The organism is Acidovorax sp. GW821-FHT11A03 (genome assembly GCF_058809075.1).
In genome coordinates this window covers 357941-383862 of record NZ_JBXASG010000004.1, presented here as the reverse complement: position 1 = coordinate 383862, position 25922 = coordinate 357941, and the positions used below count along the sequence as shown (strand labels likewise).

At 70.1% G+C, this 25922-nt stretch carries 24 protein-coding genes and 1 riboswitch; of the genes, 15 read left to right on the top strand and 9 right to left on the bottom strand.

Going from position 1 to position 25922, the window contains the following annotated elements; genetic code table 11:
- Positions 1-145: 145 nt before the first annotated feature.
- Entirely contained in the window at positions 146-2131 is a 1986-nt protein-coding gene (locus tag AC1RVY_RS12165; RefSeq protein WP_492806709.1) for a monovalent cation:proton antiporter family protein, read from the bottom strand.
- A gap of 124 nt (positions 2132-2255) precedes the next feature.
- Between AC1RVY_RS12165 and AC1RVY_RS12160 the strand changes: the two genes are divergently transcribed.
- From AC1RVY_RS12160 to AC1RVY_RS12145, 4 genes are all read left to right on the top strand, one after another.
- Positions 2256-3257, top strand: a complete 1002-nt coding sequence (locus AC1RVY_RS12160) for a KpsF/GutQ family sugar-phosphate isomerase (protein ID WP_218297017.1) — start codon at positions 2256-2258, stop codon at positions 3255-3257.
- Positions 3257-3844 carry a KdsC family phosphatase gene (locus tag AC1RVY_RS12155; protein ID WP_255590959.1) on the top strand — a complete coding sequence of 196 codons (588 nt, stop codon included), beginning with the start codon at positions 3257-3259 and terminating at the stop codon, positions 3842-3844. Before AC1RVY_RS12160 ends, AC1RVY_RS12155 begins: the two co-directional genes overlap by 1 nt.
- Before the next feature lie 64 nt (positions 3845-3908).
- On the top strand, positions 3909-4535 hold the full coding sequence (lptC, locus tag AC1RVY_RS12150) for an LPS export ABC transporter periplasmic protein LptC (protein WP_218297018.1): 627 nt from the start codon (positions 3909-3911) through the stop codon (positions 4533-4535).
- 37 nt (positions 4536-4572) lie between these two features.
- Positions 4573-5355, top strand: coding sequence for an SDR family oxidoreductase (locus AC1RVY_RS12145; RefSeq protein WP_218339359.1), 783 nt, complete (start codon positions 4573-4575; stop codon positions 5353-5355).
- 121 nt (positions 5356-5476) lie between these two features.
- Here the strand turns inward: AC1RVY_RS12145 and rbp (AC1RVY_RS12140) are convergent, their stop codons facing one another.
- Together rbp (AC1RVY_RS12140) and rbp (AC1RVY_RS12135) are read right to left on the bottom strand one after the other, a co-directional pair.
- Positions 5477-6013, bottom strand: a complete 537-nt coding sequence (gene rbp, locus AC1RVY_RS12140; RefSeq protein WP_492806708.1) for an RNA-binding regulator — start codon at positions 6011-6013, stop codon at positions 5477-5479.
- A 271-nt stretch (positions 6014-6284) separates the two neighbouring features.
- Positions 6285-6677, bottom strand: a complete 393-nt coding sequence (gene rbp, locus AC1RVY_RS12135; protein WP_218297021.1) for an RNA-binding regulator — start codon at positions 6675-6677, stop codon at positions 6285-6287.
- 296 nt (positions 6678-6973) lie between these two features.
- Positions 6974-7147: riboswitch (yybP-ykoY riboswitch) on the top strand.
- Between the two features lie 23 nt (positions 7148-7170).
- Between rbp (AC1RVY_RS12135) and AC1RVY_RS12130 the strand changes: the two genes are divergently transcribed.
- From AC1RVY_RS12130 to AC1RVY_RS12115, 4 genes are all read left to right on the top strand, one after another.
- Positions 7171-7737: a TMEM165/GDT1 family protein gene (locus AC1RVY_RS12130; RefSeq protein WP_218297022.1), complete on the top strand. Its 567-nt coding sequence runs from the start codon at positions 7171-7173 to the stop codon at positions 7735-7737.
- Between the two features lie 251 nt (positions 7738-7988).
- Positions 7989-9119, top strand: coding sequence for a homoserine O-succinyltransferase MetX (metX, locus tag AC1RVY_RS12125; RefSeq protein ID WP_492806707.1), 1131 nt, complete (start codon positions 7989-7991; stop codon positions 9117-9119).
- Positions 9116-9700, top strand: coding sequence for a methionine biosynthesis protein MetW (gene metW, locus AC1RVY_RS12120; RefSeq protein ID WP_492246444.1), 585 nt, complete (start codon positions 9116-9118; stop codon positions 9698-9700). The genes metX and metW overlap by 4 nt, the downstream gene beginning before the upstream one ends.
- Before the next feature lie 83 nt (positions 9701-9783).
- Positions 9784-10914, top strand: coding sequence for a glycerophosphodiester phosphodiesterase (locus tag AC1RVY_RS12115; RefSeq protein WP_492806706.1), 1131 nt, complete (start codon positions 9784-9786; stop codon positions 10912-10914).
- A 52-nt stretch (positions 10915-10966) separates the two neighbouring features.
- Here AC1RVY_RS12115 and AC1RVY_RS12110 read toward each other — a convergent pair whose 3' ends face one another.
- Entirely contained in the window at positions 10967-12301 is a 1335-nt protein-coding gene (locus AC1RVY_RS12110) for an aminotransferase-like domain-containing protein (protein WP_492806705.1), read from the bottom strand.
- A gap of 117 nt (positions 12302-12418) precedes the next feature.
- On the opposite strand from AC1RVY_RS12110, the gene AC1RVY_RS12105 reads away from it, so the two are divergent.
- Positions 12419-13024 carry a DJ-1/PfpI family protein gene (locus tag AC1RVY_RS12105; protein ID WP_218297026.1) on the top strand — a complete coding sequence of 202 codons (606 nt, stop codon included), beginning with the start codon at positions 12419-12421 and terminating at the stop codon, positions 13022-13024.
- A 15-nt stretch (positions 13025-13039) separates the two neighbouring features.
- Here the strand turns inward: AC1RVY_RS12105 and AC1RVY_RS12100 are convergent, their stop codons facing one another.
- Both AC1RVY_RS12100 and AC1RVY_RS12095 read right to left on the bottom strand, forming a co-directional pair.
- Positions 13040-13675, bottom strand: a complete 636-nt coding sequence (locus AC1RVY_RS12100; RefSeq protein WP_218297027.1) for an NAD(P)H-dependent oxidoreductase — start codon at positions 13673-13675, stop codon at positions 13040-13042.
- Between the two features lie 76 nt (positions 13676-13751).
- Positions 13752-14216, bottom strand: a complete 465-nt coding sequence (locus tag AC1RVY_RS12095) for a MerR family transcriptional regulator (protein WP_218297028.1) — start codon at positions 14214-14216, stop codon at positions 13752-13754.
- 165 nt (positions 14217-14381) lie between these two features.
- On the opposite strand from AC1RVY_RS12095, the gene otnI reads away from it, so the two are divergent.
- The 5 genes from otnI (at position 14382) to AC1RVY_RS12070 (ending at position 21485) form a co-directional block, all read left to right on the top strand.
- Positions 14382-15194 carry a 2-oxo-tetronate isomerase gene (gene otnI, locus AC1RVY_RS12090; RefSeq protein WP_492246439.1) on the top strand — a complete coding sequence of 271 codons (813 nt, stop codon included), beginning with the start codon at positions 14382-14384 and terminating at the stop codon, positions 15192-15194.
- Positions 15195-15412: 218 nt separating this feature from the next.
- Entirely contained in the window at positions 15413-17413 is a 2001-nt protein-coding gene (locus AC1RVY_RS12085) for a methyl-accepting chemotaxis protein (protein WP_218339362.1), read from the top strand.
- A gap of 131 nt (positions 17414-17544) precedes the next feature.
- Positions 17545-18789, top strand: a complete 1245-nt coding sequence (locus AC1RVY_RS12080; protein WP_218297205.1) for a GGDEF domain-containing protein — start codon at positions 17545-17547, stop codon at positions 18787-18789.
- A 173-nt stretch (positions 18790-18962) separates the two neighbouring features.
- Positions 18963-20450: a M20 family metallopeptidase gene (locus tag AC1RVY_RS12075; RefSeq protein WP_218339363.1), complete on the top strand. Its 1488-nt coding sequence runs from the start codon at positions 18963-18965 to the stop codon at positions 20448-20450.
- Between the two features lie 153 nt (positions 20451-20603).
- A complete protein-coding gene (locus AC1RVY_RS12070; RefSeq protein ID WP_492254226.1) occupies positions 20604-21485 on the top strand; it encodes an alpha/beta hydrolase in 882 nt (293 codons plus the stop codon).
- Between the two features lie 65 nt (positions 21486-21550).
- Here AC1RVY_RS12070 and AC1RVY_RS12065 read toward each other — a convergent pair whose 3' ends face one another.
- Positions 21551-22036: a YidB family protein gene (locus tag AC1RVY_RS12065; RefSeq protein ID WP_218297033.1), complete on the bottom strand. Its 486-nt coding sequence runs from the start codon at positions 22034-22036 to the stop codon at positions 21551-21553.
- Between the two features lie 224 nt (positions 22037-22260).
- The gene (locus AC1RVY_RS12060) at positions 22261-23619 is read right to left on the bottom strand and encodes a M20/M25/M40 family metallo-hydrolase (protein ID WP_492806704.1); all 1359 of its coding nucleotides are present in this window, start codon (positions 23617-23619) and stop codon (positions 22261-22263) included.
- Between the two features lie 168 nt (positions 23620-23787).
- On the opposite strand from AC1RVY_RS12060, the gene AC1RVY_RS12055 reads away from it, so the two are divergent.
- Positions 23788-24711, top strand: coding sequence for a LysR family transcriptional regulator (locus AC1RVY_RS12055; RefSeq protein ID WP_492806703.1), 924 nt, complete (start codon positions 23788-23790; stop codon positions 24709-24711).
- Here AC1RVY_RS12055 and AC1RVY_RS12050 read toward each other — a convergent pair.
- Positions 24708-25883 carry an MFS transporter gene (locus AC1RVY_RS12050; RefSeq protein ID WP_369640895.1) on the bottom strand — a complete coding sequence of 392 codons (1176 nt, stop codon included), beginning with the start codon at positions 25881-25883 and terminating at the stop codon, positions 24708-24710. The two genes, AC1RVY_RS12055 and AC1RVY_RS12050, sit on opposite strands and share 4 nt — an antisense overlap.
- Positions 25884-25922: the final 39 nt, after the last annotated feature.

Sequence of the window (25922 nt, the reverse complement as noted above, 5' to 3'; positions counted from 1 at the left end):
CGTCAGCCTCAGCCACTGGCACGCATCGGGCGAGAGATGCGAAGCAAGGGCCGCCCCGCAGCGAGGGCATCGTCCCCCTTCCCGGAGCGCGTAGCGCGTAGAGAGAAGGGGGAAGGCACGCAGTGCCTCAGGGGGATGTACCCTGCTACCCGCGCAGCAGCTTGTCCTCGGCCAGCATCAGCGCCGCCGGGTGACCCGAGAGCACCAGCGTGTCGCCCGCCGCCAGCAGCGCATCGTCCACCGCCGAGCTCATGTGGCCGCTGCCGCGGCGCAGGTTCACCACCCGCACCCCCATGGCCGACAGCGCGAGCTGGCCCAGGCTCTTGCCCAGCGCGGTGGAGCCGGGGGGCAGGTTCACGGTGGACAGGCGTTCCTGGTCGCGCTCATTGACGGTGTCGTCGTCCGCGCCGTGGAAGTAGCCGCGCAGCAGGTTGTAGCGCGCGTCGCGCTGGTCCTGCACCAGGCGCAGCACGCGGCGCATGGGCACGCCCACCAGCGCCAGCGCATGGCTGGCCAGCATCAGCGAGCCCTCGATGGCCTCGGGCACCACCTCGGTGGCGCCGGCGGCCTGCAGCTTGTCCAGGTAGAGGTCGTCCTGCGTGCGCACCACCACCGGCACCTGCGGCGCGTGGGAGCGCGCGTTGGCCAGCACCTTCAGCGCGGCGGGCACGTCGATGTAGGTGATGGCCACGGCACTCGCGCGCACCAGGCCCGCCGCCATCAGCGCCTGCAGGCGGGTGGCGTCGCCGTACACCACCGAATCACCGGCGGCGGCGGCTTGCCGCACGCGGTCCGGGTCCAGGTCGAGCGCCATGTAGGGGATGCCTTCGTGCTCCAGCATGCGCGCCAGGTTCTGTCCGCAGCGGCCGTAGCCGCAGATGATCACGTGCTTGCTGCTGTTGATGGACTTGCGCGCGATGCTCGTCATCTGCAGCGACTGCTGCAGCCAGTCGCTGGCCACCAGCTTCATCACGATGCGGTTGCTGTACATGATGAGGAACGGCGTGGCCAGCATCGACAGCACCATGGCCGCGAGGATGGGGTTCATCAGCGCCGGCTGCACCAGCCCGTTGGCCTGCGTGAGCGACAGCAGCACGAAGCCGAATTCGCCCGCCTGGGCCAGGTACAGCCCGGTGCGCAGGGCCACGCCGGTCGTGGCGCCCATGCCGCGCGCGAGCACCAGGATGATCACCAGCTTGAGGAGCAGGGGCACCGTGAGCAGCGCCAGCACCAGGGCCCAGCGGTCCACCAGGATGTGCCAGTCCAGCATCATGCCGATGGTGATGAAGAACAGGCCGAGCAGCACGTCGTGGAAAGGCCGGATGTCCGTGCCCACCTGGTGGCGGTACTCGGTTTCCGACACCAGCACGCCCGCGATGAAGGCCCCGAGGGCCAGGCTCAGCCCCGCCAGCTCCGTGAGCCAGGCCAGGCCCAGGGTGATCAGCAGCAGGTTGAGCATGAACAGCTCGTCGCTCTTGCGCCGCGCCACCAGGGTCAGCCACGAGCGCATCAGCCGCTGCCCGCCCGTGAGCAGGATGCCCACCAGCACCGTGGCCTTGACCAGGGCCCACGCCAGCGCGGTCAGGAGCTGGTCCGGGGATGAGCTCAGCGCGGGAATCAGCACCAGCAGCGGCACCACGGCCAGGTCCTGGAAGAGCAGGATGCCCATCACCCTGCGGCCGTGCTCGCTTTCCAGCTCCGCCCGTTCGGCCATGAGCTTGACCACGATGGCCGTGCTGCTCATGGCCATCACGCCCGAGAGCGCCAGCGCGGTCTGCCAGCCCATCTCCCAGACGCCGCCCGCCACGCGCGCGAGCAGCAGCGCCGCGCCCGACACCACGGCCATCGTCAGCACCACCTGCATCAGGCCCAGGCCGAACACCTGGCGGCGCATGGCGCGCAGCTTGGGCAGGCTGAACTCCAGCCCGATGGCGAACATCAGGAACACCACGCCGAATTCGCCCAGGTGGCGCACCCCTTCCGAGTTCTGCGCCAGCGCCAGCGCATGCGGCCCGATCAGCACGCCCGCCGCCAGGTAGCCCAGCATGGGGGGCAGCTTGAGGCTGCGGCAGGCCACCACGCCCAGCACCGCGGCCAGCAGGTAGAGCAAGGTGAGGGCGAGAGAGGACATGGTTCGATGCTATCCGAGGCCAGCAGCCTGTTCACGATCTTCTTGTCCGAAGCACGGGGCGTGCCAGAGGGGGACAATAAATCCAGGGCCCGCCCAGGGCCTGCCCGGTCGATAGAATCCCGGGATGACTCCCGCACCTGCCGCACTGCCCCCCTTTGATGCTGATCAGGCCCTGCGTCTGGCACGTGAGACTTTTGACATCGAGGCTGCGGCCGTCCTGGGGCTGAAGACCCGTGTTGGCGCGTCGTTCACGCAGGCCGTGCAGGCGATCCTCACTGTGCGCGGGCGGGTGGTGGTGATGGGCATCGGCAAGAGTGGGCATGTCGGGCGCAAGATTGCCGCCACGCTCGCCTCCACCGGGACACCCGCCATGTTCGTGCACCCGGCCGAAGCCAGTCACGGCGACCTTGGCATGATCAAGTCCATCGACATCGTGCTGGCGCTCTCCAATAGCGGGGAGGTGGATGAAGTCACCACCCTGCTGCCCGTGATCAAACGCCTGGGAGCCATGTTGATTGCGATGACAGGGCGGCCACAATCCACCCTGGCCAAACATGCGGACATCGTGCTCGACAGCGGCGTGGAACGAGAAGCCTGCCCGTTGCAGCTCGCCCCCACCGCCAGCACCACCGCCCAGCTGGCCATGGGCGATGCCCTGGCCGTGGCGCTGCTCGATGCCCGGGGCTTCCGCCCCGAAGACTTTGCCCGTTCGCACCCTGGCGGTGCGCTGGGGCGCAAGCTGCTCACCCATGTGAGCGACGTCATGCGGACAGGGGCGGAAATCCCGAAAGTGGCGCCCGGCGCCGCCTTCAGCGACCTCATGCGCGAGATGAGCGCCAAGGGGCTGGGCGCCTCGGCCATCGTGGACGCGGCCGGGCAGGTGCTGGGCATCTTCACCGACGGCGACCTGCGCCGCCGCATCGAGGCGGGGGCCGATCTGCGCACCGCCACGGCCGAGCAGGTGATGCACCCCAGCCCGCGCCGCATCGCGCCGGATGCGCTGGCGGTGGATGCCGCGGAAATGATGGAGGCCCATGCCATCACCAGCGTGCTGGTGGTGGATGCCGCGGGCGTGCTCACCGGGGTCGTGCACATCGGCGACCTCATGCGCGCCAAGGTGATCTGATGGTGGCGGGCCCCTCTTCCTCCTCCTCCTTCCTGCCCGATGCCGCGCCCGCGCTGCAGATCGATCCCGAGCTGCTGCTGCGGGCCCAGGGCGTGCGCGTCGCCTTCTTCGATGTCGACGGCGTGCTGACCGACGGCGGCCTGTACATCAGCGAATCGGGCGAGACCCTCAAGCGCTTCAACACCCTGGATGGGCACGGGCTCAAGCTGCTGCAAAAGGCGGGCATCACCCCCGTGGTGATCACGGGGCGCGACTCCCTGCCCCTGCGCGTGCGCCTGAAGGCCCTGGGCGTGGAGCACGCCGTCTTCGGCACCGAGGACAAACGCCCGGCCGCCGAGCAGATCCTGGCCACCCTGGGGCTGGGCTGGTCCGACGCCGCCGCGATGGGGGACGACTGGCCCGACCTGCCCGTCATGCGCCGCAGCGCCTTTGCGTGCGCGCCGGCCAATGCCCAGGCCGAAGTGCGCCAGGCGGCCCATTTCGTGACCCAGGCCCGGGGAGGCGACGGCGCCGCGCGGGAGCTGTGCGACCTGCTGCTGGTGGCCACGGGCCGCTACGCCGCGCTGCTGGCGGAATACACCGCATGACCCGGCCCGCCCCGCACCCATGGACCACGGGCCAGGCTGGCGCGCCCGGCCCGGAGGCGGCCCCATGACGCGCAACGTGATCCGCCAGGGCTGGGACCAGTTCTCGCTGTACCTGCCCGTCGTGCTCATGGGCCTGCTGGCGCTGGGCACCTGGTGGCTGGTGCGCAACGCGCCCATGCCCCTGCTGCCCGCCGCCGAACGCCAGCAGGGGCACCAGCCAGACTACTTCATGAAATCCTTCTCGGTGAAGAGCTTTGATGCCGCGGGGCGGCTGCAGAGCGAAGTGCAGGGCGCGGAGGCGCGGCACTACCCCGACACCGACACGCTGGAGATCGACAAGGCGCGCATGCGCTCGGTCACGCCCGCCGGGCGCCTCACCGTGGCCACGGCGGACCGCGCCCTGACCAACGCCGATGGTTCGGAGGTCCAGCTGTTCGGCAACGCCATCGTCACGCGCGAGCCCCTGGCCGCCAGGCCGGGGACGCCGGCGCAGCCGCGGCTCGAGTTCCGCAGCGAATTCCTGCACGCCTATACCAGCACGGAGCGTGTGCGTTCGGACAAGCCCGTCACCCTCACGCGCGGCAACGATCGCTTCACCGCCGACGGCATGGACTACGACAACCTCGACCAGGTGCTGCAACTGCGCGGGCGCGTGCGCGGCGTGCTCCAGCCCGGCACGGCCAAGCCCTAGCCGCCGAGCCCACCCCTGTCCCTGCCCGGAGCCCCCCATGACCACTCCCCTTGTCTTCATCACCGGAGCGTCCAGCGGCATTGGGCAGGCGCTGGCCCTGCGTTTCCATCGCTCGGGCTACCGCCTGGCGCTGGCGGCGCGCCGGACATCCGAGGTGAAAACATGGGCTGACGCACAAGGGATAAGCGCGGATAGCTACGAAATTTATAGCGCAGACGTGGCGGTCACCGACAGCATCGTTGCGGCGGGCCGCGACTGTGTCGCGCGCCAGGGAGTGCCGGACGTGGTCATCGCCAATGCCGGCATCAGCGTGGGCATGGACACGGCCGTGCGTGATGACCTCGAAGTGATGGCGCGCACCTTTGCCACCAACAACATCGGCGTGGCGGCCACGTTCCACCCCTTTGTCGATGCCATGGCACAGCGGGGCAGCGGCACGCTGGTGGGCATCGGCAGCGTGGCGGGCATCCGGGGCCTGCCCGGCCACGGCGCCTACTGCGCCAGCAAGGCCGCCGTCATCAGCTATTGCGAAAGCCTGCGCGGGGAAATGCGCCCGCACGGCGTGCGCGTGGTCACCATTTCACCGGGCTACATCGACACGCCGCTCACGCGCCAGAACCGCTACAGCATGCCGTTTCTGATGCAGGCCGGTGATTTCGCGGACCATGCCTACCGGGCCATCACCCAGGGCGTGAGCTACCGGGTCATCCCGTGGCAGATGGGGGTGGTCGCCAAGGTGCTGCGGCTCCTGCCGAACGCGCTTTTCGACAAGCTGCTGTCAGGCCGCCCCCGCAAGCGGCGCCAGGACGAGCAGACATAGCGCGCCGGCCCCGCGCCGGGGCGCTGCCGCCGCCCGCCCGCCGGCTGGGGCGGCCGCCCATGAAAAAAGCCCCCGAAGGGGCTTTGGCCTTGCCAGGAAAACTCCCCGGCAGGGTGCTTCTTCAGTAGCTGCTGCCGCCGCCACCGCCATAGCCGCCACCGCCGCCGTTGCGGCCACCACCGCCACCGCCGCCGTTGCGGGAACCGGAGCCGTAGGGGCTGCGGAATCCACCTTCGCTGCGGCCGCCACCGCCGTAACCACCGCCGCCACCCTCGCGGCCGCCGCCATAGCCACCACCGCCGCCTTCACGGCCACCGCCGTAGCCGCCACCACCACCGCTGCGGCCACCACCGCCGCCGTAGCCGCCGCCGCCACCGCCGCCAAATCCACCGCTGCGGGGTGGGCGAGGCTCCATGGGGCGTGCTTCATTCACGACGATGCTGCGGCCGCCCAGGGGCTGGCCATTCATGCCGTTGATCGCGGCCTGGGCTTCTGCGTCGCTGCCCATTTCCACGAAGCCAAAGCCCTTGGATCGACCCGTGTCGCGCTCCATCATGACCTTGGCGCTGGTCACTGCGCCGAATTGGCCGAAGGCCTGTTCCAGATCGCTGTCGCGCACCGAGTACGGCAGGTTGCCGACGTACAGTTTGTTGCCCATCGAGGGACTCCTCAAAAACACATGGATAAAGCGATGGAGTCCCGAAAACGCAGCCAGCTAATCTCAATGACGCTCTCAGCGCGAAACTGACGGATCACCGCAAACTTGGAAACGGGTTGCACCCGCCAACCCATTATGCGCCACACTTTTGCCGAAAAAGCAAGCGGTGATGCCGACTGTGGTGGCGATACCGCGCGGCCATGAAAAAAGGAGCCCTGGGGCTCCTTTGTCTTGCCTTCGGCAGGCCGCGAGGTCTGCCGATGAGGTCTTTTTAGTAGCTGCTACGGCCACCGCCGTAACCACCACCACCGCCGCCGCCGCTACGGCCACCGCCGTAACCGCCGCCGCCACCACCGCCGTAGCCGCCACCACCACCGTTGCCGCCGCCGAAGCCGCCGCTACGGGGAGCACGGGGCTCCATGGGGCGGGCTTCATTGACCACGAGGTCACGGCCGCCGAAGTTTTGGCCATGCACGCCTTGGATGGCGGCTTGGGCTTCTGCATCGCTGCCCATTTCGACAAAGCCGAAGCCCTTGGAGCGGCCGGTGTCGCGCTCCATCATGACCTTGGCGCTGCCAACCGAGCCGTACTGGCTGAAGGTCTGCTGCAGATCTTCGTCGCGGAAAGAGTAGGGCAGGTTGCCCACGTAAAGTTTGTTGCCCATGAAGGACTCCTGAAAAAACATGAAAACGCGATGGAGCCCGACGCAATCAACAAACCTGTGACGACTTCAAAGACGCGAAACTGACCATTCACCGCTAAGCTAACTGCTCTCCTGCAAGCAGAAAAGCGAACCCATTATTAATCACTTTATGTGGCGCGTGGGGTTTTATTTCTGGGGAAAGCCGCCCGTCGTGCACAAATCAGGGGTTTTCACGCGTGCGTGGAAGGGTTTTCCCGAGGAAAAAAGACAGGCGGTCACGGCCGGGGCACCCCCGCCAGGCTGGCGCAGGGTAAAATACGCGGGTCTTTGGGGAGTAGCCCGCCCGGTGCGCAATGCGCCGGGGGCATGCGTCAACAAACTTGGGTCCGGTGGACCTATGGCGTATGCGGTTTTCTAGCTGGGCGAGACCATTGACTGCATGCCGATCCAAATGGCCGGAGTCGGGGTGCAGTCAATGCGTTTCGAACAACATCCGGCCGGACAGGACCCCCACATGGAACCGTTTTTCATCTCCACCGCCATCGTCGCGCTCGCCGAAATGGGCGACAAGACGCAGCTTCTGGCGCTCGTGCTCGCCGCACGCTTTCGCAAACCCTGGCCCATCGTCCTCGGTATCCTGGTGGCCACGCTGGTCAACCATGGCCTGGCCGGCGCAGTGGGCTCGTGGGTGACGACGTTCGTGGGGCCGCAGATCCTGCGCTGGATCCTGGGGGCATCGTTCATCGCGATGGCCATCTGGATGCTGATCCCCGACAAGCTTGACGAAGGCGAGGCCGACGGCTCGCCGCGCTGGGGGGTGTTCGGCACCACGCTGATCGCGTTCTTCCTGGCCGAGATGGGCGACAAGACGCAGATCGCCACCGTCATGCTGGCCGCGCAGTACAACGCCTACCTGTGGGTGGTGGCAGGCACCACGCTGGGCATGATGATCGCCAACGCGCCCGTGGTGTGGCTGGGCGAGCGCATCACCCGCCGGGTGCCGATCCGCGCGGTGCACATCGTGTCTGCCGTGATCTTCCTGGTGCTGGGGCTGCTGGCCATCTTCACGCCGGTCGGCTGAGGGAGGCTGCGAAAAGCAGGAGCCATCCGCAGGCGCTTTTGGTATATTTGCCAGACGCGCCGATTTGCCACAGCTTGCGGGCGCTTTATAAATCCTGCTAAAGACCCGTCCGACCTATGTACCCGGCCTCGTTTTTAGCGACGCCGGGTTTTTTTTGTCCTGGGGCGGCGCTCCAGGCCAGGGCGGCTTCCTTGTTTGTGGAGCAGCGGTGCGCGCAAGCGGTGGAACATGAGGGCTCACCAGTTCCAACTATGTCGTTCATCGCAACACCTCAGACCATGCACTTTCCGGAGGTGCTGCCGCTGCAAAGCGGTGCGTCCATCCGCGACTACCACCTGGCCTACGAGACCTACGGCACGCTCAACGCCGACCGCTCCAATGCCGTGCTCGTGTGCCACGCGCTCAACGCCTCGCACCACGTGGCCGGCGTCTACGCGGGCCAGGACAAGAGCGAAGGCTGGTGGGACAACATGATCGGCCCGGGCAAGCCCGTGGACACCGACCGCTTCTTCGTCATCGGCGTGAACAACCTGGGCTCATGCTTCGGCTCCACCGGCCCCATGCACAACCACCCCGACACGGGCGAGGTCTACGGCGCGGATTTCCCGGTGGTCACGGTGGAGGACTGGGTCAACGCCCAGGCCCGCCTGCTCGACCGCCTGGGCATCCAGCAGCTCGCCGCCGTGCTGGGCGGCAGCCTGGGCGGCATGCAGGCGCTCTCCTGGACACTGCAGTACCCCGAGCGCATGCGCCACGCGGTGGTGGTGGCCAGCGCGCCCAACCTCACGGCCGAGAACATCGCCTTCAACGAGGTCGCCCGCCGCGCCATCGTGACCGACCCGGACTTCCACGGCGGCCACTTCTACCGGCACGGCGTGATCCCCAAGCGTGGCCTGCGCATCGCCCGCATGATCGGCCACATCACGTACCTGAGCGACGACGTGATGAACGAGAAGTTCGGGCGGCAGCTCCGGGAAGGCCTGGAACTCAAGTACAGCACGCAGGACATCGAATTCCAGATCGAGAGCTACCTGCGCTACCAGGGCGACAAGTTCAGCGACTACTTCGATGCCAACACCTACCTGCTGATCACGCGCGCGCTGGACTACTTCGACCCCGCGCGCACCCAGGGCGGCAACCTCACGCGGGCGCTGGCGCGGGCCACGGCGCGGTTCCTGCTGGTGAGCTTCACCACCGACTGGCGCTTCTCACCCAAGCGCAGCCGCGAGATCGTCAAGGCGCTGCTCGACAACCGCCGCAGCGTGAGCTACGCCGAAATCGACGCGCCCCACGGGCATGATGCATTTTTGCTCGATGACGCCCGCTACATGGGCGTGATGCGCTCTTACTTCGATAGCATTGCAAAGGAGCTGCAGCCATGACCGAAAAAGCGGCGATGCAAGCCCTGGCACGCCTGGTGCCCCCCGGCTCGCGCGTGCTCGACCTGGGCTGCGGCAACGGTGCCATGCTCGACTACCTGCAGCGCGAGCGCGGCTGCAGCGGCTACGGCGTGGAGATCGACGATGCCAACGTGCTCGCCTGCGTGCAGCGCGGCGTGGATGTGATCCAGCTCAACCTCGACGAGGGCCTGGCCATGTTCGGCGACAACTCGTTCGACGTGGTGCTGCAGATCGACACGCTGCAGCACCTGCGCAATGCCGAAACCATGCTGCGCGAGACCGCGCGGGTGGGCCGCACGGGCGTGGTGGCCTTCCCCAACTTTGCGCACTGGCCCAACCGCCTGTCCATCCTGCGCGGTCGCATGCCCGTCACGCGGCGCCTGCCCTACCAGTGGTACGACACGCCCAACATCCGCGTGGGCACCTACAAGGACTTCGAGGTGCTGGCCACCAAGAACAGCCTGCGCATCCTGGATGCCTTCGGCCTGCAGGATGGGCAGGAGGTGCGCTGGCTGCCGAATGCGCGCGCGGGCACGGCGGTCTTCCACTTCGAACACGCGTAGCGCTTGTGGGTGTGTGCGCCCCGGCGACACGCCGCTGTCAAGCGCATCGGCTAAGGTGCGGGCTCTGTTTGTAGGAGACCCGCATGAAACGCATTGCACTGCGCGCCACGACTGCTGCCGCGTTGCTCGCCACCTGGGCGCTGGGCGCCATGGCCCAGGCCTGGCCGCCCACTCCCACTGTGATCGCCCACCGGGGCGCCTCGGCGCTGCGGCCCGAGCACACGCTGGCGGCGTACCAGCAGGCCATTGACGATGGCGCCGACATCATCGAGCCCGACCTGGTCATCACCAGGGACGGCGTGCTGGTGGCCCGGCACGAGAACGCCATTGCCATCCTGGGCGCCGATGGCTCGGTGAAGGAAGCCACCACCGACGTGGTGGACCGCCCCGAGTTCGCGGGCCGCAAGGCCACCAAGACCATCGACGGCCAGTCCATCACCGGCTGGTTCACCGAAGACTTCACGCTGGCTGAGCTCAAAACCCTGCGCGCCCGCGAGCGCATCCCCGCGCAACGCCCCGCCAACGTGGCCTACAACGGCCAGTTCGAGGTGCCCACGCTGCAGGAGGTGATCGACCTGGCCAAGGCGGCGAGCGCCAAAACCGGCCGCGTGGTCGGCATCTACCCCGAGACCAAGCACCCCACCTATTTCCAGTCCATCGGCCAGCCGCTGGAGGCGCCGCTGCTCGCCGTGCTGGAGAAGAACGGCTGGAACCACAAGGAAGCCCCCGTGTTCGTGCAGTCGTTCGAGGTGGCCAACCTGCAGGCGATCCGCAGGCTCAGCAGCGTGCGCCTGGTGCAGCTGGTGGCTCCCTCGGGCCGGCCGTATGACTTTGTGGCCCAGGGCGCGGCCAATGCGCGCGGTTATGCCGACCTGATCACGCCCGAAGGCCTGAAGCAGGTGGCCACGTATGCCAATGCCATCGGCCCTTTCAAGACCCTGGTCGTGCCGGTGAAGGACGGCCTGCCCGGCGAACCCACGCCGCTGGTCGCGCGTGCCCGCGCCGAAGGCCTGGCCGTGCACATCTGGACGCTGCGGCCCGAGAACGCCTTCCTGCCCGCCGGCCTGAAGAAGGCTCCGGCGGCGGATGGCACGGCGCGCGGCGACAGCGCGGCCGAGATCACGGCGTATCTGCGCGCGGGCATCGACGGCTTCTTTACCGATGACCCCGCCGTGGGCCGCGCCGCGGTGCGGGCGTTCGCCGGCAAGCAGTGAAGCCGGGCGGCGGCCCCGGAAGGCGCGGCGTGTCGCGGCGCGGCCATGCCGCTCAGGAAGAGTCGCTTTCCACGACCGCCTTCACGGCGGCCAGGGCCCGTGGCAGGTCCTCGCAGGGGATGGAGCCCAGCGCCAGGCGCAGCGCATGCGGCACGTGCGCCGTGGTGGCAAACCCTTCGGCGGTGGACACCGCAACGCCGCGCCGCGCGAGCGCCCCGGCCACGCGGTCCGCACGCTGGTCGTCGCCCAGCGGCAGCCAGGCAAAGTACGAATGCGGGTGCCGCACCAGCGGCAGCCCGGCCAGGGCCTCGCTGGCGATGGCCTGGCGGCGGGCCGCGTCGGTGCGCTTTTCGGCCTCCAGGCGCGCTACGGTGCCGTCCTCGATCCAGCCGCAGGCGATGGCAGTGATCACGCCCGCCGTGTTCCAGGCGGTGGCACGCACGGCGCGCTCGATGGGGGCGATCAGCGCCGGCGCGGCCGCGACAAAACCAAAGCGCAGGCCCGTGGCCACGTTCTTCGACAGGCTCGACAGGTAGACCGTGCGCTCGGGCGCCAGCGCGGCCACGGGCGGCGGCGTGTCGGCCGCCAGGTAGGCGTAGGGGGCGTCCTCCAGCACCAGCAGATCGTGGGCGCGCGCCAACGCCACCAGGCGCTTGCGGGCCCCCGCATCCATCACGCAGCCCAGCGGGTTGTGCAGCGTGGGCATGGTGTAGATGGCGCGCACGGGCCGGGCCTGGCACAGGCGCTGCAGGGCGTCCAGGTCCGTGCCGCCCGGCCCGACGGGCACGGGCGCCAGGTCCAGCCGCATGCGCTCGGCCAGCACGCGAAAACCGGGGTAGGTGAGGGCATCCACCGCCACCACGTCGCCGGGGCTGAGCAGCCCCAGCGCCGCCACCGCCATGCCGTGCTGCGCGCCGTTGACGATGAGCACCTGCTCGCCGGTCACCCACAGCTGGCGGGTGGCCAGGTGCCGGGCGACGATGGCGCGCTCGTGCGGCCGCCCGCCGTAGGGGTGGTAGTGCAGCAGGGATTCCAGGTCGCCCGATGCCGCCAGCCTGCGCAGCGCGTCGCGCAGCAGGTCCGCCTGCCCCGGCACGCCGGGGCTGTTGAACGACAAGTCCGCCGAGCCGGGTGCGGGCGTGGCCAGGTCGGCGCCCAGGCCGCGCGGGCAGGAGCCATCGCGCACGAAGGTGCCGCGCCCGGTTTCGCCCACCACCAGGCCAATGGCCTCCAGCTCGGCGTACACGCGGCTGGCGGTGGCCAGCGCCAGGCCGTGGCGCTGCGCCAGGGCGCGGTGCGTGGGCAGGCGGGTGCCGGGCCGCAGCCGGCCCGCGCGGATGTCGGTGGCCAGCGCATCCACCACCTGCTTGTACCGGACCTGGCCCATGGCGCCTCCGCAGTGTATTCATGACAATTTTTTGATTGTATTGAACACCGCCGATACCATGGGTTCCACTGTTCATCCACCGCCGGCGGGGGCCGTTTTCCCGCCAGGAGAAGCGCCATGCGCATTGCCATACTGACGTTCGAAGGTTTCAACGAGCTGGACTCGCTCATCGCCCTGGGTGTTCTCAACCGGGTGAAGAAGCCGGGCTGGCAGGTGTGCCTGGCCTGCCCCGCGCCCCGGGTGCGGTCCATGAACGGCGTGGTGGTGGAGGCGCAGGCGCCGCTGTCCTGGGCCCGCACGGCCGATGCCGTGCTGGTGGGCAGCGGCATGCAGACGCGCGAGGTGGTGAACGACGCATCCCTGATGGCGCAGATGGACTTCGACCCCGCCCGCCAGTTGCTGGGCGCCCAGTGTTCGGGCACGCTGGTGCTGGCCCGCCTGGGCCTGCTCGGCGGCGTGCCCGCCTGCACCGACCTGACCACGAGGCCCTGGGTGCAAGAGGCCGGGGTCACGGTGCTGAACCAGCCCCTGGTCGCGCACGGCAACATCGCCACGGCCGGTGGCTGCCTGGCCGCGCCGTACCTGGCCGCGTGGGTGATCGCCCGGCTGGAAGGCGTGGAGGCCGCGGAAAGCGCGCTTCACTACGTGGCCCCGGTTGGCGAGAAGGAGGCGTACGTGGCCCGCGCCATGGGCCACCTTGAAAAGTACCTGGCCCTGGCCTGAACGGGCGCCGCGGCGTCAGGGCGATGCGGGGGCCTGCGGCGCGGGGCTGGCGCTCGCGGTGCCGGGTTTCGCGCCCCTGCGCCGCCCCAGGTCCCGCGCGTGCGCCACCCAGCCCGCCAGCCGCTCCTTGCTGGCGGTGCGCACCGGCCCGAAGCTGTGCACCCGCACGGGCCGGATGCCGCAATACTCCAGGATGGCCTTCTTCATCTGGTGATGCCCCGGCATGCGCGTGACCCAGCGGAAGTACCAGGGCGGTGAATCCATGGTCACCAGCAGTTCGCCGGAGCGCCCTGCCAGCAGCCTGTCCCACAGCGGCGAGCCGGCGCGGTACTTGAACGCGTAGCCGGGCAGGAAGGTGCGGTCGATGAAACCCTTGAGCAGCGCGGGCATCGCGCCCCACCAGATGGGGTAGACCCACACGAGGTGTCCGGCCCAGCGGATGTCGGCCTGTGCGGCGGCCAGATCGGGCTCCAGGGGCTGCGCGGCGCCGTAGCCCAGGAACAGCGGATCGAACGCCAGCTGCCCCACGTCCAGGAACCGCACCTCGGCGCCCGCGTCCAGCGCCCCTTCGGCATAGGCGCGGGCCATGCCCGCGCACAGGCTGGCGGGCGCCGGGTGGCCCAGGATGACCAGAATGCGTTGTTGTGCCACAGAACCTCCATCACACACGTTGTTGTCGATGGCGCCATGGTCACCTTGCCCCACGGGGCAGAGTCAAGCAGCTGGATCAAGCCGGCGCGCGATGCGGCGCGCCCCGCGCCACCGGGGCGGTGAATTGCCGGGCGTCGCGGGCCGCGGGCGGAACCGGCGCGGCCACGGCGCAGGCCTGCGCCGTGGCGGGCACGGCCATGCCGTCGCAGGCATGCAGTTGCGCCTGCAGCTGCGCCAGTTCGGCATCGAGCGCCTGCAGCCGCAGCAGCTCCTGCGCCACCGCCACCCGCCGGGCCGCCACCCGCTGCGCCATGCGGTCCCCGCCCTCGGCGGTGTGCATCTGGTCCAGGCCATCGAGTTCCGACAGCCGAAAGCCCAGGGCCTGGGCCTGGCGGATCAGCCGCACCTGGGCCACATCGGCCTCGCCGTACTGGCGGTAGCTGCCGTTGCGCGCCACGGTGCCCAGCAGGCCTCGCCCCTCGTACAGGCGGATGGCCTTGGGGGTGGTGCCGGTGCGTCGGGCGAGTTCTCCAATGCGCATGCGTGTGTCCTTGGTGTATCGTCAGGCTGCTATTGAATATATAGCTGTTCGCGCTTGTCCATGTAGCGCCAGGGGCTGTTTTGAGCCTATTGCTTCGCAGCGGTGCGCCCAGGCCCCCATGCCGCGCGATAAGCTGCCGGGTCCCGACGCCCTCCACCGCCTGCCATGCCCCAGTTTGCCGCCAACCTGAGCCTGATGTACACCGAGCTGCCGTTCCTGCAGCGCTTCGAGGCCGCCGCGCGCGACCGGTTCACCGCCGTGGAGTTCCAGTTTCCGTACGCGTTCGCGCCCGCCGAGGTGGCCGCGCGGCTGCAGGACAGCGGCCTGCAGCTGGTGCTGTTCAACGCCCCGGCGGGCGGCACCGACCGCGCCGGCATGGCCGCCGCCTGGGAACACGGCGCACGCGGCACGGCCGCGCTGCCGGGGCGCGAGGCAGAGTTCCGCGCGGGAGTCGAGGAAGCCCTGCGCCATGCCGAGGTGCTGGGCTGCCCGCGCATCCATGTGCTCTCGGGCACCGTGCCGCCGGGCGTCGAGCGCGAATCGCTCAAGGACCTGTGCGCGGGCAACCTGCGCTGGGCGGCAGCGCAGGCCGCGCGGGCCGGGCGCGAGATCCTCATCGAGCCCATCAACCTGCGCGACATGCCGCGCTACTTCCTGAACCGGCAGGACCATGCCCACGAGCTGCTGGATGCGGTGCAGGCCGACAACCTCAAGGTGCAGATGGACCTGTACCACTGCCAGATCGTGGAAGGGGACCTGGCGGCCAAGCTGCGGCGCTACCTGCCCACGGGCCGCGTCTCGCACATCCAGATCGCCGGCGTGCCCGGCCGCCACGAGCCCGACACCGGCGAGCTGAATTACCCCTACCTCTTCGACACCATCGATGCCCTGGGCTACCGCGGCTGGGTCGGCTGCGAATACCGGCCGGCGGCCGGCACCTCCCAGGGCCTGGGCTGGATGAGGGGGAAGACCCCCTGATCCGCGTTGGGCCGTCCCCCCGGGGGGCGCCCCGTTTCGCACGCTATGGTCCATGCAGGGGCCGCGTCGAGGTACGCAGCTTTGCGTAAGGGAATGCGTGAATAAATGTAACAAGCCTCCGGACTTAGAGTGAAGCAGCGTGTTCTCAGGCGTTTGAGAACCCTTTCTGAGACCGGCCCAGCCGGCTTTGGGCTTTCAATCTCCAGGAGACATACCGCATGGCCGCTTCCCTTGCCAACAACCGTTCCGTCGCCCGGCAGGTCACGCTGGCGGCCATTGCGCTGGTGGCCCTGGTGCTGGTGTTCGTGGGGCTGGCCATCGCCGTGCTGACCGAGCGCAGCACGCGCGCCCAGGTGGTGGCCAGCGTCGGCGACACGGCGCAGAGCGTGGCCCAGTCGCTGGACGCGGCCGACAACACCAACCGCGAACTGGTGCAGCTCACCATGCGGGGCTTTCAGCGCTACTTCGAGGGCGTGATGCACCTGGACGAGGCCACGGGCGAGCTGCGCAGCTACGGCGCGCTGGTCAACGAGGACTACGGCTCGGTCGACAAGTTCGCCAGCGAGACGGGCGGCATCGCCACGGTGTTCGCGCGCAAGGGCGAGGACTTCATGCGCGTGACCACGTCGGTCAAGAATGACAAGGGCGAGCGCCAGCAGGGCACGCCCCTGTCCCGCGACGACCCGGCCTACGCCACGGTGGCCAGGGGCGAGCCCTACACCGGCGTCACCGTGGTGGGGGGCAAGCCCTACATGGGCCACTACCTGCCGTCCAAGGACGCCTCGGGCAAGGTGATCGCGCTGCTCTTTATCGGCAACGACATCAGCGTGTTCCACGCCATGCTGCAAAAGCAGGTGGCGCAGACAAAATTCTTCGAGCACGGCGGCACCTACGTGGTCAACCCCGGCGCCTCGCTCGACAAGGCCGTGTTCGTGTACCACCCCACGGCGCGCGGCAAGCGCGTGCTGGAGGCCTACCCCGAGGCGCGTCCCTTCTTCGAGGCGCTGGCCGCCTCCGGCGACGGCTTCGTGCGCGAGGCCGCGCCCGTGCTGGGCGCGGGCGCCACCGACCCCTGGGCGCTGGTGCGCAAGACGGGCGGGGGCTGGTGGGTGGTGGCCGAGGTGGCCGACGGCGAAGCCATGGCCAGCCAGCGCCGCGTCACGCTGGCGGTGTGGGGCCTGATGGCCCTGGCCGTGGTGCTGCTGGCCATCGGCCTGTTCCTCATGCTGCGCCGGGGCGTGAGCCGCCCGCTGCAGGACCTCACGCAGGCCATCACGCTGGTGGCGCAGGGCGACCTCACCGAGGAATTCCGCACCACGCGGCGCGACGAGATCGGCGCGCTGGTGCAGGAGGTCGAAGGCATGCGCCAGCGCTACACGCAGATGCTGCAGCAGGTGCGCACGGCGGTGGACAGCATCACCACCGCCAGCGCCGAGATCGCCAGCGGCAACCAGGACCTGTCGGCCCGCACCGAGGCCACGGCCAGCAGTCTGGCCCAGACGGCACAGAGCATGGAGCAGCTCACGTCCACGGTGCGCCAGTCGGCCGATGCCGCGCGCCAGGCCAACCAGCTGGCCAGCACCGCCGCCGCCGTGGCCGCGCGCGGCGGCCAGGTGGTGGGCGAGGTCGTCACCACCATGGGCGACATCAACCAGAGCTCGCGCAAGATCGCCGACATCATCAGCGTGATCGACTCCATCGCCTTCCAGACCAACATCCTCGCGCTCAACGCGGCGGTGGAGGCGGCGCGCGCGGGCGAACAGGGCCGGGGCTTCGCGGTGGTGGCCAGCGAGGTGCGGTCGCTGGCGGGGCGCAGCGCCGAGGCGGCGCGCGAGATCAAGGCGCTCATCGGCGCCTCGGTGGAGCGCGTGGAGTCGGGCGCGCGCCTGGTGCAGAACGCGGGCAGCACCATGGACGAGATCGTGGGCTCTGTCCAACGCGTGGGCGACATCATTGGCGAGATCACGGCGGCCTCGGGCGAGCAGTCCGATGGCATCGGCCAGGTGAACACGGCGGTGAACCAGCTCGACCAGATGACCCAGCAGAACGCCGCGCTGGTGGAGCAGTCCGCCGCCGCCGCCCAGAGCCTGCGCGACCAGGCGCAGCGGCTGGCCGGGGCGGTGCAGGTCTTCAAGCTCTCGCGCGGCCCCGGCGGCGAGCCTGCGCCCGCGGACCGGCCGGCCTTGGCAGCGTCCCCCGCCCCCGCCCGGCTGCGCTGACGGGCGCGGGCCTGCGGGGGCCGGCGGCGGGCCCCGGCGCGGGCGGCTTGGCAATTGATCGGTTCTCGCGCCCGATTCCATGGTTTATGCTGGGCTGAACTTCCTTGTCCGCACAACCCCACCTGCCCGCCATGGCCGCCCATGTTCCCACCATGCTGGCAATGATCATTGTCAGCTCGCTGATGATGGCGGCCTCCATGGCCGTGGTGGGCTGGGGGCGCCGGCGCGACGGCCTGGGGCGGTGGGCCGCCGCCCTGCTGGTCAATGCCATGGGGCACCTGCTGATCATGCTGCGCGGGCAGGTGCCGGACGCGCTGTCCGTGGTGGTGGGCAACCTGCTGCTGTCCTGCGTCTTCGTGGGGATGATCGCGGCGATCTACCAGTTCCAGGGCCGTCCGGTGCGGTGGCTGCTCTTGCTCACGCCGTCCGCGCTGGTCACGGGGTTCGTCATCGCATTCATCGACAACTTTCCGGCGCGCGTGAGCTTCGTGGGCCTGGCCATCGGCCTGCAGGCCGTGTGGGCCCTGGCCGCGGCGCTGGAGCGCCGCCATGCCACCGTGGGGCGCGGCCAATGGCTGCTGGTGGCGGGGCTCGGGCTGGAGGCGCTGGTCCTGGGCGGCCGCGCGCTGCTGGCCCTCAGCGCCAGCGAGGCGGCCACCGGCATCCTGCAGGGCAGCGCCCTGCAGACCCTGACCTTCATGGGCACCGTGTCGGTGGTGCTCATCAGCTCCATGGGCTTCGTGTTCATGTCGCGCGACCGCGCGGACGAAAACAACCGCATCATGGCGGCGCTCGATCCGCTCACGGGCGTGGCCAACCGCCGCGCGCTGATCGCCGCGCTGGACCGCGACGTGGCGCGCGCCGTGCGCACGCGCGAGTCCATCGCGCTGATGATGGTGGACATCGACCATTTCAAGCGCGTGAATGACCGCCACGGCCACCCCGCGGGCGACCAGGTGCTGTGCAGCGTGGTCAGCGTGCTGAAGGAGCGCGTGCGGGCGCAGGACCTCGTGGGCCGCTACGGCGGCGAGGAATTCATGGTGGTGCTGCCCGACACCACCCTGCTGGGGGCCGAGCAGCTGGCGCGCGAGCTGTGCAAGGCGGTGGAGGAATCGCGCTGCCGCGTTCGCCCCGCCGGCGCCGCCGATGCCGATGCGGGCGTGGGCATCGCCGTCACCGCGAGCATCGGCGTCTTCGGCGGCCGGCTGGAACCCGGCGACAGCTGGGACATGCTGATCGCCGCCGCCGACCGCGCGCTCTACCAGGCCAAGGAGAACGGGCGCAACCGCGTGGAGGTGGCCACGGCCCTGCGGCGCCCCGCCTCCCAGATGGCGGCGCGGGACAACCCCGAGACCCACCCGGCTTCCAGGTATTGAAATGCCTCCCCGCGCGCCCTCCCTCAGGGGGCGGCGCCCGCTGCGCGGGGGCTGGGGCACGTGCGGCGTCCGCGCCCGCCGTGAAGGTCTCTGCGCGCCCACCGTGGCGTCCGCGCGGGGGTTGTGTTGGAATGCTGTTTTTGGTCCCCCAGAGACTTTTTCAGGAGAGCCCCATGAATGCCCGTGTCCCCCACCAGATCCTGCAACCTGCACTCGCGCTCGAGCGGGTGAGCCAGGCGTGGGACGACGACATTGTTCGCCAGTTGACCGACTACATCGCCATCCCCGCCAAGTCGCCCATGTTCTCGCCCGACTGGGCCGAGCAGGGCCTGCTCGACACCGTGGTGCGCAACGCCGCCGCGTGGGTCGAATCGCAGAAAGTCGAAGGCCTCACGCTCGACGTCGTGCGCCTGGAAGGCCGCACCCCCGTGCTGTTCTTCGAGATCGCATCCACGCAGCCCGGCGCGACGGACACCGTGCTCATGTACGGCCACCTCGACAAGCAGCCCGAGTTCTCGGGCTGGCGCGGCGACCTGGGCCCCTGGACGCCCAAGTACGAGGACGGCAAGCTCTATGGCCGGGGCGGCGCCGACGACGGCTACGCGGTCTATGCCAGCATTGCGGCCGTGCAGGAATTGAAGCGCCAGAACGTGCCCCACCCGCGCATCGTGGGCCTGATCGAGACCTGCGAGGAAAGCGGCTCGCGCGACCTGCTGCCCTACATCGATGCCCTGAAGCCCCGCATGGGCAACGTGGCGCTGGTGGTGTGCCTGGATTCGGGCGCGGGCAACTACGACCAGCTGTGGCTCACCACCAGCCTGCGCGGCATGGCCACCGGCACGCTCAAGGTCGAGATCCTGACCGAAGGCATCCACTCGGGCGACGCCTCGGGCCTGGTGCCCTCGTCGTTCCGCATCATGCGCCAGGTGCTCGACCGGCTGGAAGACAGTGCCACCGGCCGCCTGCTGCCCCAGAGCTTCCACTGCGAGGTGCCCGCCGACCGCCTGGCCCAGGCCCGCGCCACGGCCGCCATCCTGGGCGAAGAGGTGTACAAGCGCTTCCCCTGGGCCCACTACGACTGCGGCGGCGCCACCACCTTCGCCCTGCCCACCACCACCGACCCGGTGCAGGCCCTGCTCAAGCGCACCTGGGAGCCCACGCTCAGCGTCACCGGCGCCGAGGGCTTCCCGGCGCTGCAGGACGCCGGCAACGTGCTGCGCCCCTACACCGCGTTCAAGCTCAGCCTGCGCCTGCCGCCCCTGGTGGATGCCGGCCAGGCCGTGCAGGAGCTCAAGGCCCTGCTCGAAGACAACGCGCCCTACCAGGCCAAGGTCACCTTCCAGGGCACGAGCGGCGCCACGGGCTGGAACGCGCCCAGCGCCACGCCCTGGTTCGAGCAGGCGCTGAACGAGGCCTCGCAGGCCCACTTCGGCGCGCCGTGCGGCCATATCGGACAGGGCGGCACCATCCCGCTCATGAACATGCTCAGCGAAGGCTTTCCCACCGCGCAGATGATGGTCTGCGGCGTGCTGGGCCCCAAGAGCAACGCGCACGGCCCCAACGAGTTCCTGCACGTGCCCTACGCCAAGAAGCTCACCGCCGCCGTGGCGCAGGTGATCGCGGCCATGGCGGCGCAGCAGGCCACCGCCGTGGCGGCCTGAACCCCACCGCGCGCATCGCCGCCCCCGCGCATGTGCCCTGGCGCTGCCTTCTCCCCCGGTGTGTGGATGCAGCCGCCGCCCTTCCCCCGCACCGCAACGCGCACCGCCAGGGCGCTGGCCCGGCCGGCCGCGTTGCCTTGAGCCCGTTCCACCATGTCCTCTGACTCCATTGCGTCCACCCTGAGCACCTTGACCACCTTCACCGCGGGGGATGGGGAAAACCTGGCGGTGCAGGACTGGCCCCTGGTGGGGCGCGGCGTGCCGGCACGGGGCACCGTGCTGCTGGTGCACGGCCTGGGTGAACACGTGGGCCGCTACGACGCCCTGGCGCGGCGCCTGAATGCCTGGGGATTCGCCGCGCGCGGCTACGACCAGTACGGCCACGGCGAGTCGAGCGGCCCGCGCGGCGGCCTCACCTCGGACATGCGGCTGCTGGACGACCTGGCCGACATGGTGGACGCCACCCGTGCCCGCATGCCGGCCGGCCAGCCCCTGGTGCTGCTGGGCCACAGCATGGGCGGGCTGGTCGCCTCGCGTTTTGTGTCCCTGAACCTGCGGCCGGTGGATGCGCTGGTGCTCTCATCCCCCGCGCTCGACGCGGGCCTGGGCGCCGTGCAAAAACTGCTGCTGGCCACGCTGCCGCGCATCGCACCGAACCTGCGCGTGGGCAACGGGCTGGATACGCAGTACCTCTCCCACGACCCGGCCGTGCCCGCGGCCTACCTGGCCGACCCGCTGTGCCACGACCGCATCAGCGCGCGCCTGGCGCGCTTCATCGCCACGGGCGGCCCCGCCACGGTGGCCCGCGCCGCGCACTGGAGCGTGCCCACGCTGCTCCTGTGGGCGGGTAGCGACAAGCTGGTCAATCCCGCCGGCAGCCGTGCCTTCGCGGCCGCCGCGCCCCGGGCGCTGGTGCAGTCGCACGGCTTCGAGCCCTTGTTCCACGAGCTGTTCAATGAAAGCCCCGAACTGGCCGCGCCGGTGTTCGACATGCTGCGGCAGTGGCTGGAGCGGCGCTGCCCGGCGGCGGGGTGAGCGCCGCCGCAGTGGTTTCGGGCCAGAATGGCCGGTAGCGCTTGTCCCCCAAGCGCTGAAAGCTACTATTTTTGTAGCAAACCGCCCAGCATTCCAAACAGGTCGCTGGACGTTCCAAACCCGCCCTGCGGCGCCTCGCCGCGCGGGCTGAGCTGGTCGATCAGGCCCGGCAGCACCTGGGCCAGCTGGCCTGCCGCCGCGCCGGAGCCCACGCCCAGCTGCGCGGCGATCTGCGACAGCGGGCCGCTGCCCAGCACGTCCGAAAGCTGCTCGCCCGAGATGGCCTGGTTGGGCCCCGCGCTGAGCCAGGAGGCGATCACGTTGCCCAGCCCGGCCTGCTGGAACCGGGCCATCAGGCCCGGCAGCCCGCCCACCGGGCCATCGTTGCTGATGAGGGACATCACGGCCTGCACCAGCTGGGGGTTCTGCGCGGCCAGGCTCAGCAGGCCACCCAGCCCGCCTGCGGCACCGCCGCCGCCGGCGGAGCCCTGGGGGCCGCCCTGTGATGCGCTATTGATGACGGCACCCAATACGGAATCGAGCAAACCCATGGTGATCTCCTGCAGAAGGGGGTAAAAAACGGCCGAGCGCCGGCCCGGGGCCGCTCACGGCCCTGGGCCCGGTACCAGCGATGGTACGCATCCGCGCCCTGGCCCCAGTGTCAACAATCGTGAATTCCCCTACCGCCCGTGCGTGGGCGACGGGCTGGGCCGGCAAGGCTGGCAGGTGCCGGGCCGCCGGCCAGGGCGTGGCGGGAGGGCCCGCCGCCCGCCGTTCACTGGCTGCGCGCCGGGCGTTTCTCCAGCAGGGGTTCGCTTACGCCCTGCACGCCCACCAGGCCCAGCACCGTGACCAGCGAGGTCTGCGCCCCCTGCCAGGCATCGGTCAGGTCGATCCACTCCGACAGCGCATGAAAACCACCGGTCTTGCCCCCGCCCCCGATCACGATGGCCGGGATGCCCAGCGACATGGGCACGTTGGCATCGGTGCTCGCGCCGCCCAGCACCGTCTTGCGGCCGAACGCGATGTTGGCGCGCACGGCGGCTTCCACGATCAGCGAGTCCGCCGCCGTGCGGCCGCCGGGGCGGTCACCGATGAGCCTGGTGGAGGCGGAGAGCGTGTTCACATTCCAGCGTGCATTCTCCTCGGCCACGGCGGTATCGATGGCCGAGAGCACCTGCTTTTCGGTGGCCAGCAGCGGGGCCATCTCGTCGGAGCGGATGTCCACCGCCATGCGCGCATCGGGCGCGATGGTGTTCACCGAGGTGCCGCCGCCCACCGTGCCCACGGTGAAGGTGGTCTTGGGGGTGGCGGGCGTGCGGATCTCGGCGATCCTGGCGATCGCGCGGCCCATGCCGTGGATCGCGCTGGGCACCTGGCCGAAGGCCGCGTAGCTGTGGCCGCCCGGGCCCTTGAAGGTCACCTCGTGGCGGTGGCTGCCCGTGCCCAGCACCAGCACCGTGCCGTCGGGCGCGGGCTCCAGCGCCACCAGGCCGTCAATGTCCAGGTGCTCCTTGAACAGGTGCTTCATGCCGCGCAGGTTGCCCAGCTCTTCCTCGCCCACATTGCCCACGAACACCAGGTCGCCCACCGTGGCGATCTGCTGGTCGTTGAGCACCTTGAGCCACGACAGCAGCACGGCCAGGCCGCGCGTGTTGTCCGAGATGCCGGGCGCGTAGAGCTTGCCGTCGCGCTCCTTCACCTTCACGTCGGTGCCGGCGGGGAAGACGGTGTCCAGGTGGGCCGAGATCACGAGCTTGGGCCCGCTGCCCGTGCCCTTGCGGATGCCGACCACGTTGCCTTCGGCGTCGATGGCGGCGCTGGCCAGGCCCAGGGCCTTCAGGCGTGCGAGGAAGGCCTCGGCGCGCCTTTGCTCCTTGAACGGTGGCGCCTCGATCTCGGTGAGCATGCGGAGGTCTTGCGCCGCGCGGTCGTGGTCGGCCTTCACCGCGTCGAGCAGCTTCAGGATCTGGGGCGCCGCCATGAGCTGCGTGTAGGCCTGGTCCACGGCCGGGCGCAGCGTGGTGGGCGTGGCGGCGACGGCGCCTTGCGCGTGGGCGGCAGGGCCCAGCAGCGCGGCGGCCAGCGCCACGGCGCCGGGAGTGAAGCGGAAGATGGAGGCAGGGTTCTTCATGGTCGGGATGATGGAGAGTGCGGAGTTGCGAAGGAAGGGGGGCCCGGCCAGACGCGGGCCGCGGCATCCGGTGCGCGCGGCGCCTGGCACGCAAGCGCCCTGCAATTGTTGGACCGATTGGAGGGGCGCGGTTCTGCTTTAATCTGCCGGGCCGATAGTTTTTCTTACATGCGCCAGCACATTCCCAGCACCCGCGCCCTGCTCGTTTTCGATGCCGTGGCGCGCCACCACGGCGTGAGCAAGGCCGCCGAAGAGCTGTGCCTCACGCACAGCGCCGTGAGCCAGCAGCTGCGCCTGCTCGAAGGCCAGCTGGGCCTGCAGCTCGTGCAGCGCGGCGCGCGCGGCTCCACGCTCACCGAGGCGGGCCGCCGCTACCACGCGCAGGTGGTGGGCGACCTGCTGCGCCTGCAGAACCACACGCTCGAAGCCATGGCCCAGCGGCCCGACGGCGCGCGGCTGCTGGTGGGCTGCGTGCCCGTGTTCGCCGAGCGCTGGCTGCTGCCGCGCCTGCCGGCCTTCCTGGCCACGCACAAGGGCTGCAGCCTGCACCTGCAGGTGTACCCCACGCACACCTACATGCAGGAGATCCCTTTCGACGTGGCCGTGCAGTACAACGACGCCGCCTGGCCCGGGGTGCAGCCCGTGCCGCTGATGAGCGAGGTGTGCGTGGCCGTGTGCGCTCCCGGCTCGCGCCACCGGCGTGCGATGGAGCGCGGTGACTTCCGCGCGGTGCCGCTGCTGCAGCTGAGCTCGCGGCTGGGCGCGTGGGATGCGTGGTTCACCCGCGCGGGCATCACGCGCGTGCCGGCGCACAGCCTGGGCGGCCACCGGTTCGACCTGTTTTCCATGCTGGTCGAGGCGGTGCGCGCGGACCTGGGCATCGGCCTGGTGCCGCACTACTTCGTGGAGCGCGAGCTGCTGTCCGGCGAACTGGCGCTGGCGCATCCGCACCATGACAGCGGCCTGCGTGGCTACAGTCTCTTCGTGGCGCACGGGCGGCAGGAAGACCCCGCCGTGGCCGCGTTTGCCCGGTGGCTCGCCCACGCGGTCGCGGTGCCGGGCGGTGCCGGCGCCGGAGCCACGCGGGCCTAGACGGCGCGCCGCCGCCGGGCCGCGAGCCAGGCGAGCGCCAGGCCCGTGACCACGATGGGCACCAGGGACCCGGCATTGAGCAGCGTCCAGCCCTGCGTGGTGACCAGCACGCCGGACGAGAACGAGCTGAGCGCCAGCGTGGCGAACACGCAGAAGTTGATGGCGGCCTGGGCGCGGTCCTTTTCCTCGGGGCGGTAGGCGGTCATGGACAGCGTGGTGGCCCCCGTGAACAGGAAGTTCCAGCCCACGCCGAGCATGAACAGCGCGATGCCGAAGTGGTGCAGCTCCACGCCCATGAGCGCCACGGCCACGCAGGCCAGGTTCAGCAGCACGCCGGCGCCCATGATGGACAGCACGCCAAAGCGCTTGATGAGGTGGCCGGTGACGAAGCCGGGCGCGAACATGCCGATCACGTGCCACTCCAGCACCAGCGCGGCCGCATCGAAGTTGAAGCCGCACACCTGCATCGCCAGCGGCGTGGCGGCCATCAGCAGGTTCATCACGCCATAGCCCAGCGCGGCGCCCAGGATGGCCACCACGAACGCGGGCTGGCGCATCAGCTCGGACAGGGGGCGGCCCGCGACGGGCTGCCCCGCGGCGTCGCGCCGCGCGGGCTGCGCCTCGAAGCGGATCGCCGCCATGCACAGCATGGACAGCAGGGCCACGCCCATGAGCACCACGTAGGCGCCCGCGAAAGGCACCGGAAACAGCGTGCGCGTGGCGCTGGCCAGGTTCGGCCCGGCCACGGCGCCCAGCAGGCCGCCCGCCAGCACCAGCGACACGGCCTTTTCGCGGTAGGCCGCGGGGGCCAGCTCGGCGGCGGCAAAGCGGTAGAGCTGGCCATTGGCGCTGTAGTAGCCCGCCACCACGGTGGCGGCGCACAGCAGCCAGAAACTGGCGCTGAAGGCCGCCCACGCGCACAGGCCGCACGACGCGACCGCCACGGCCAGCCCGATCTGGAACGACACCTTGCGGCCCCACCGGGCCTGGCTGCGGGCCACGAGCGCGGTGGACAGGGCCCCGCCCACCACATAGCCCATCACGGGCAGCGTGGCCATCCAGCCAAAGGGGGCGAGCTGCAGGCCCACCAGTCCGTTGATGGCGATGAAGACCACGTTGTTGGTCAGGAAAAGGCCCTGGCACAGGGCCAGCAGCCACAGGTTCTTGTTCACGGCGAAGGGTGTTGTTGGAATGGGGAAGGAACGGGTCGA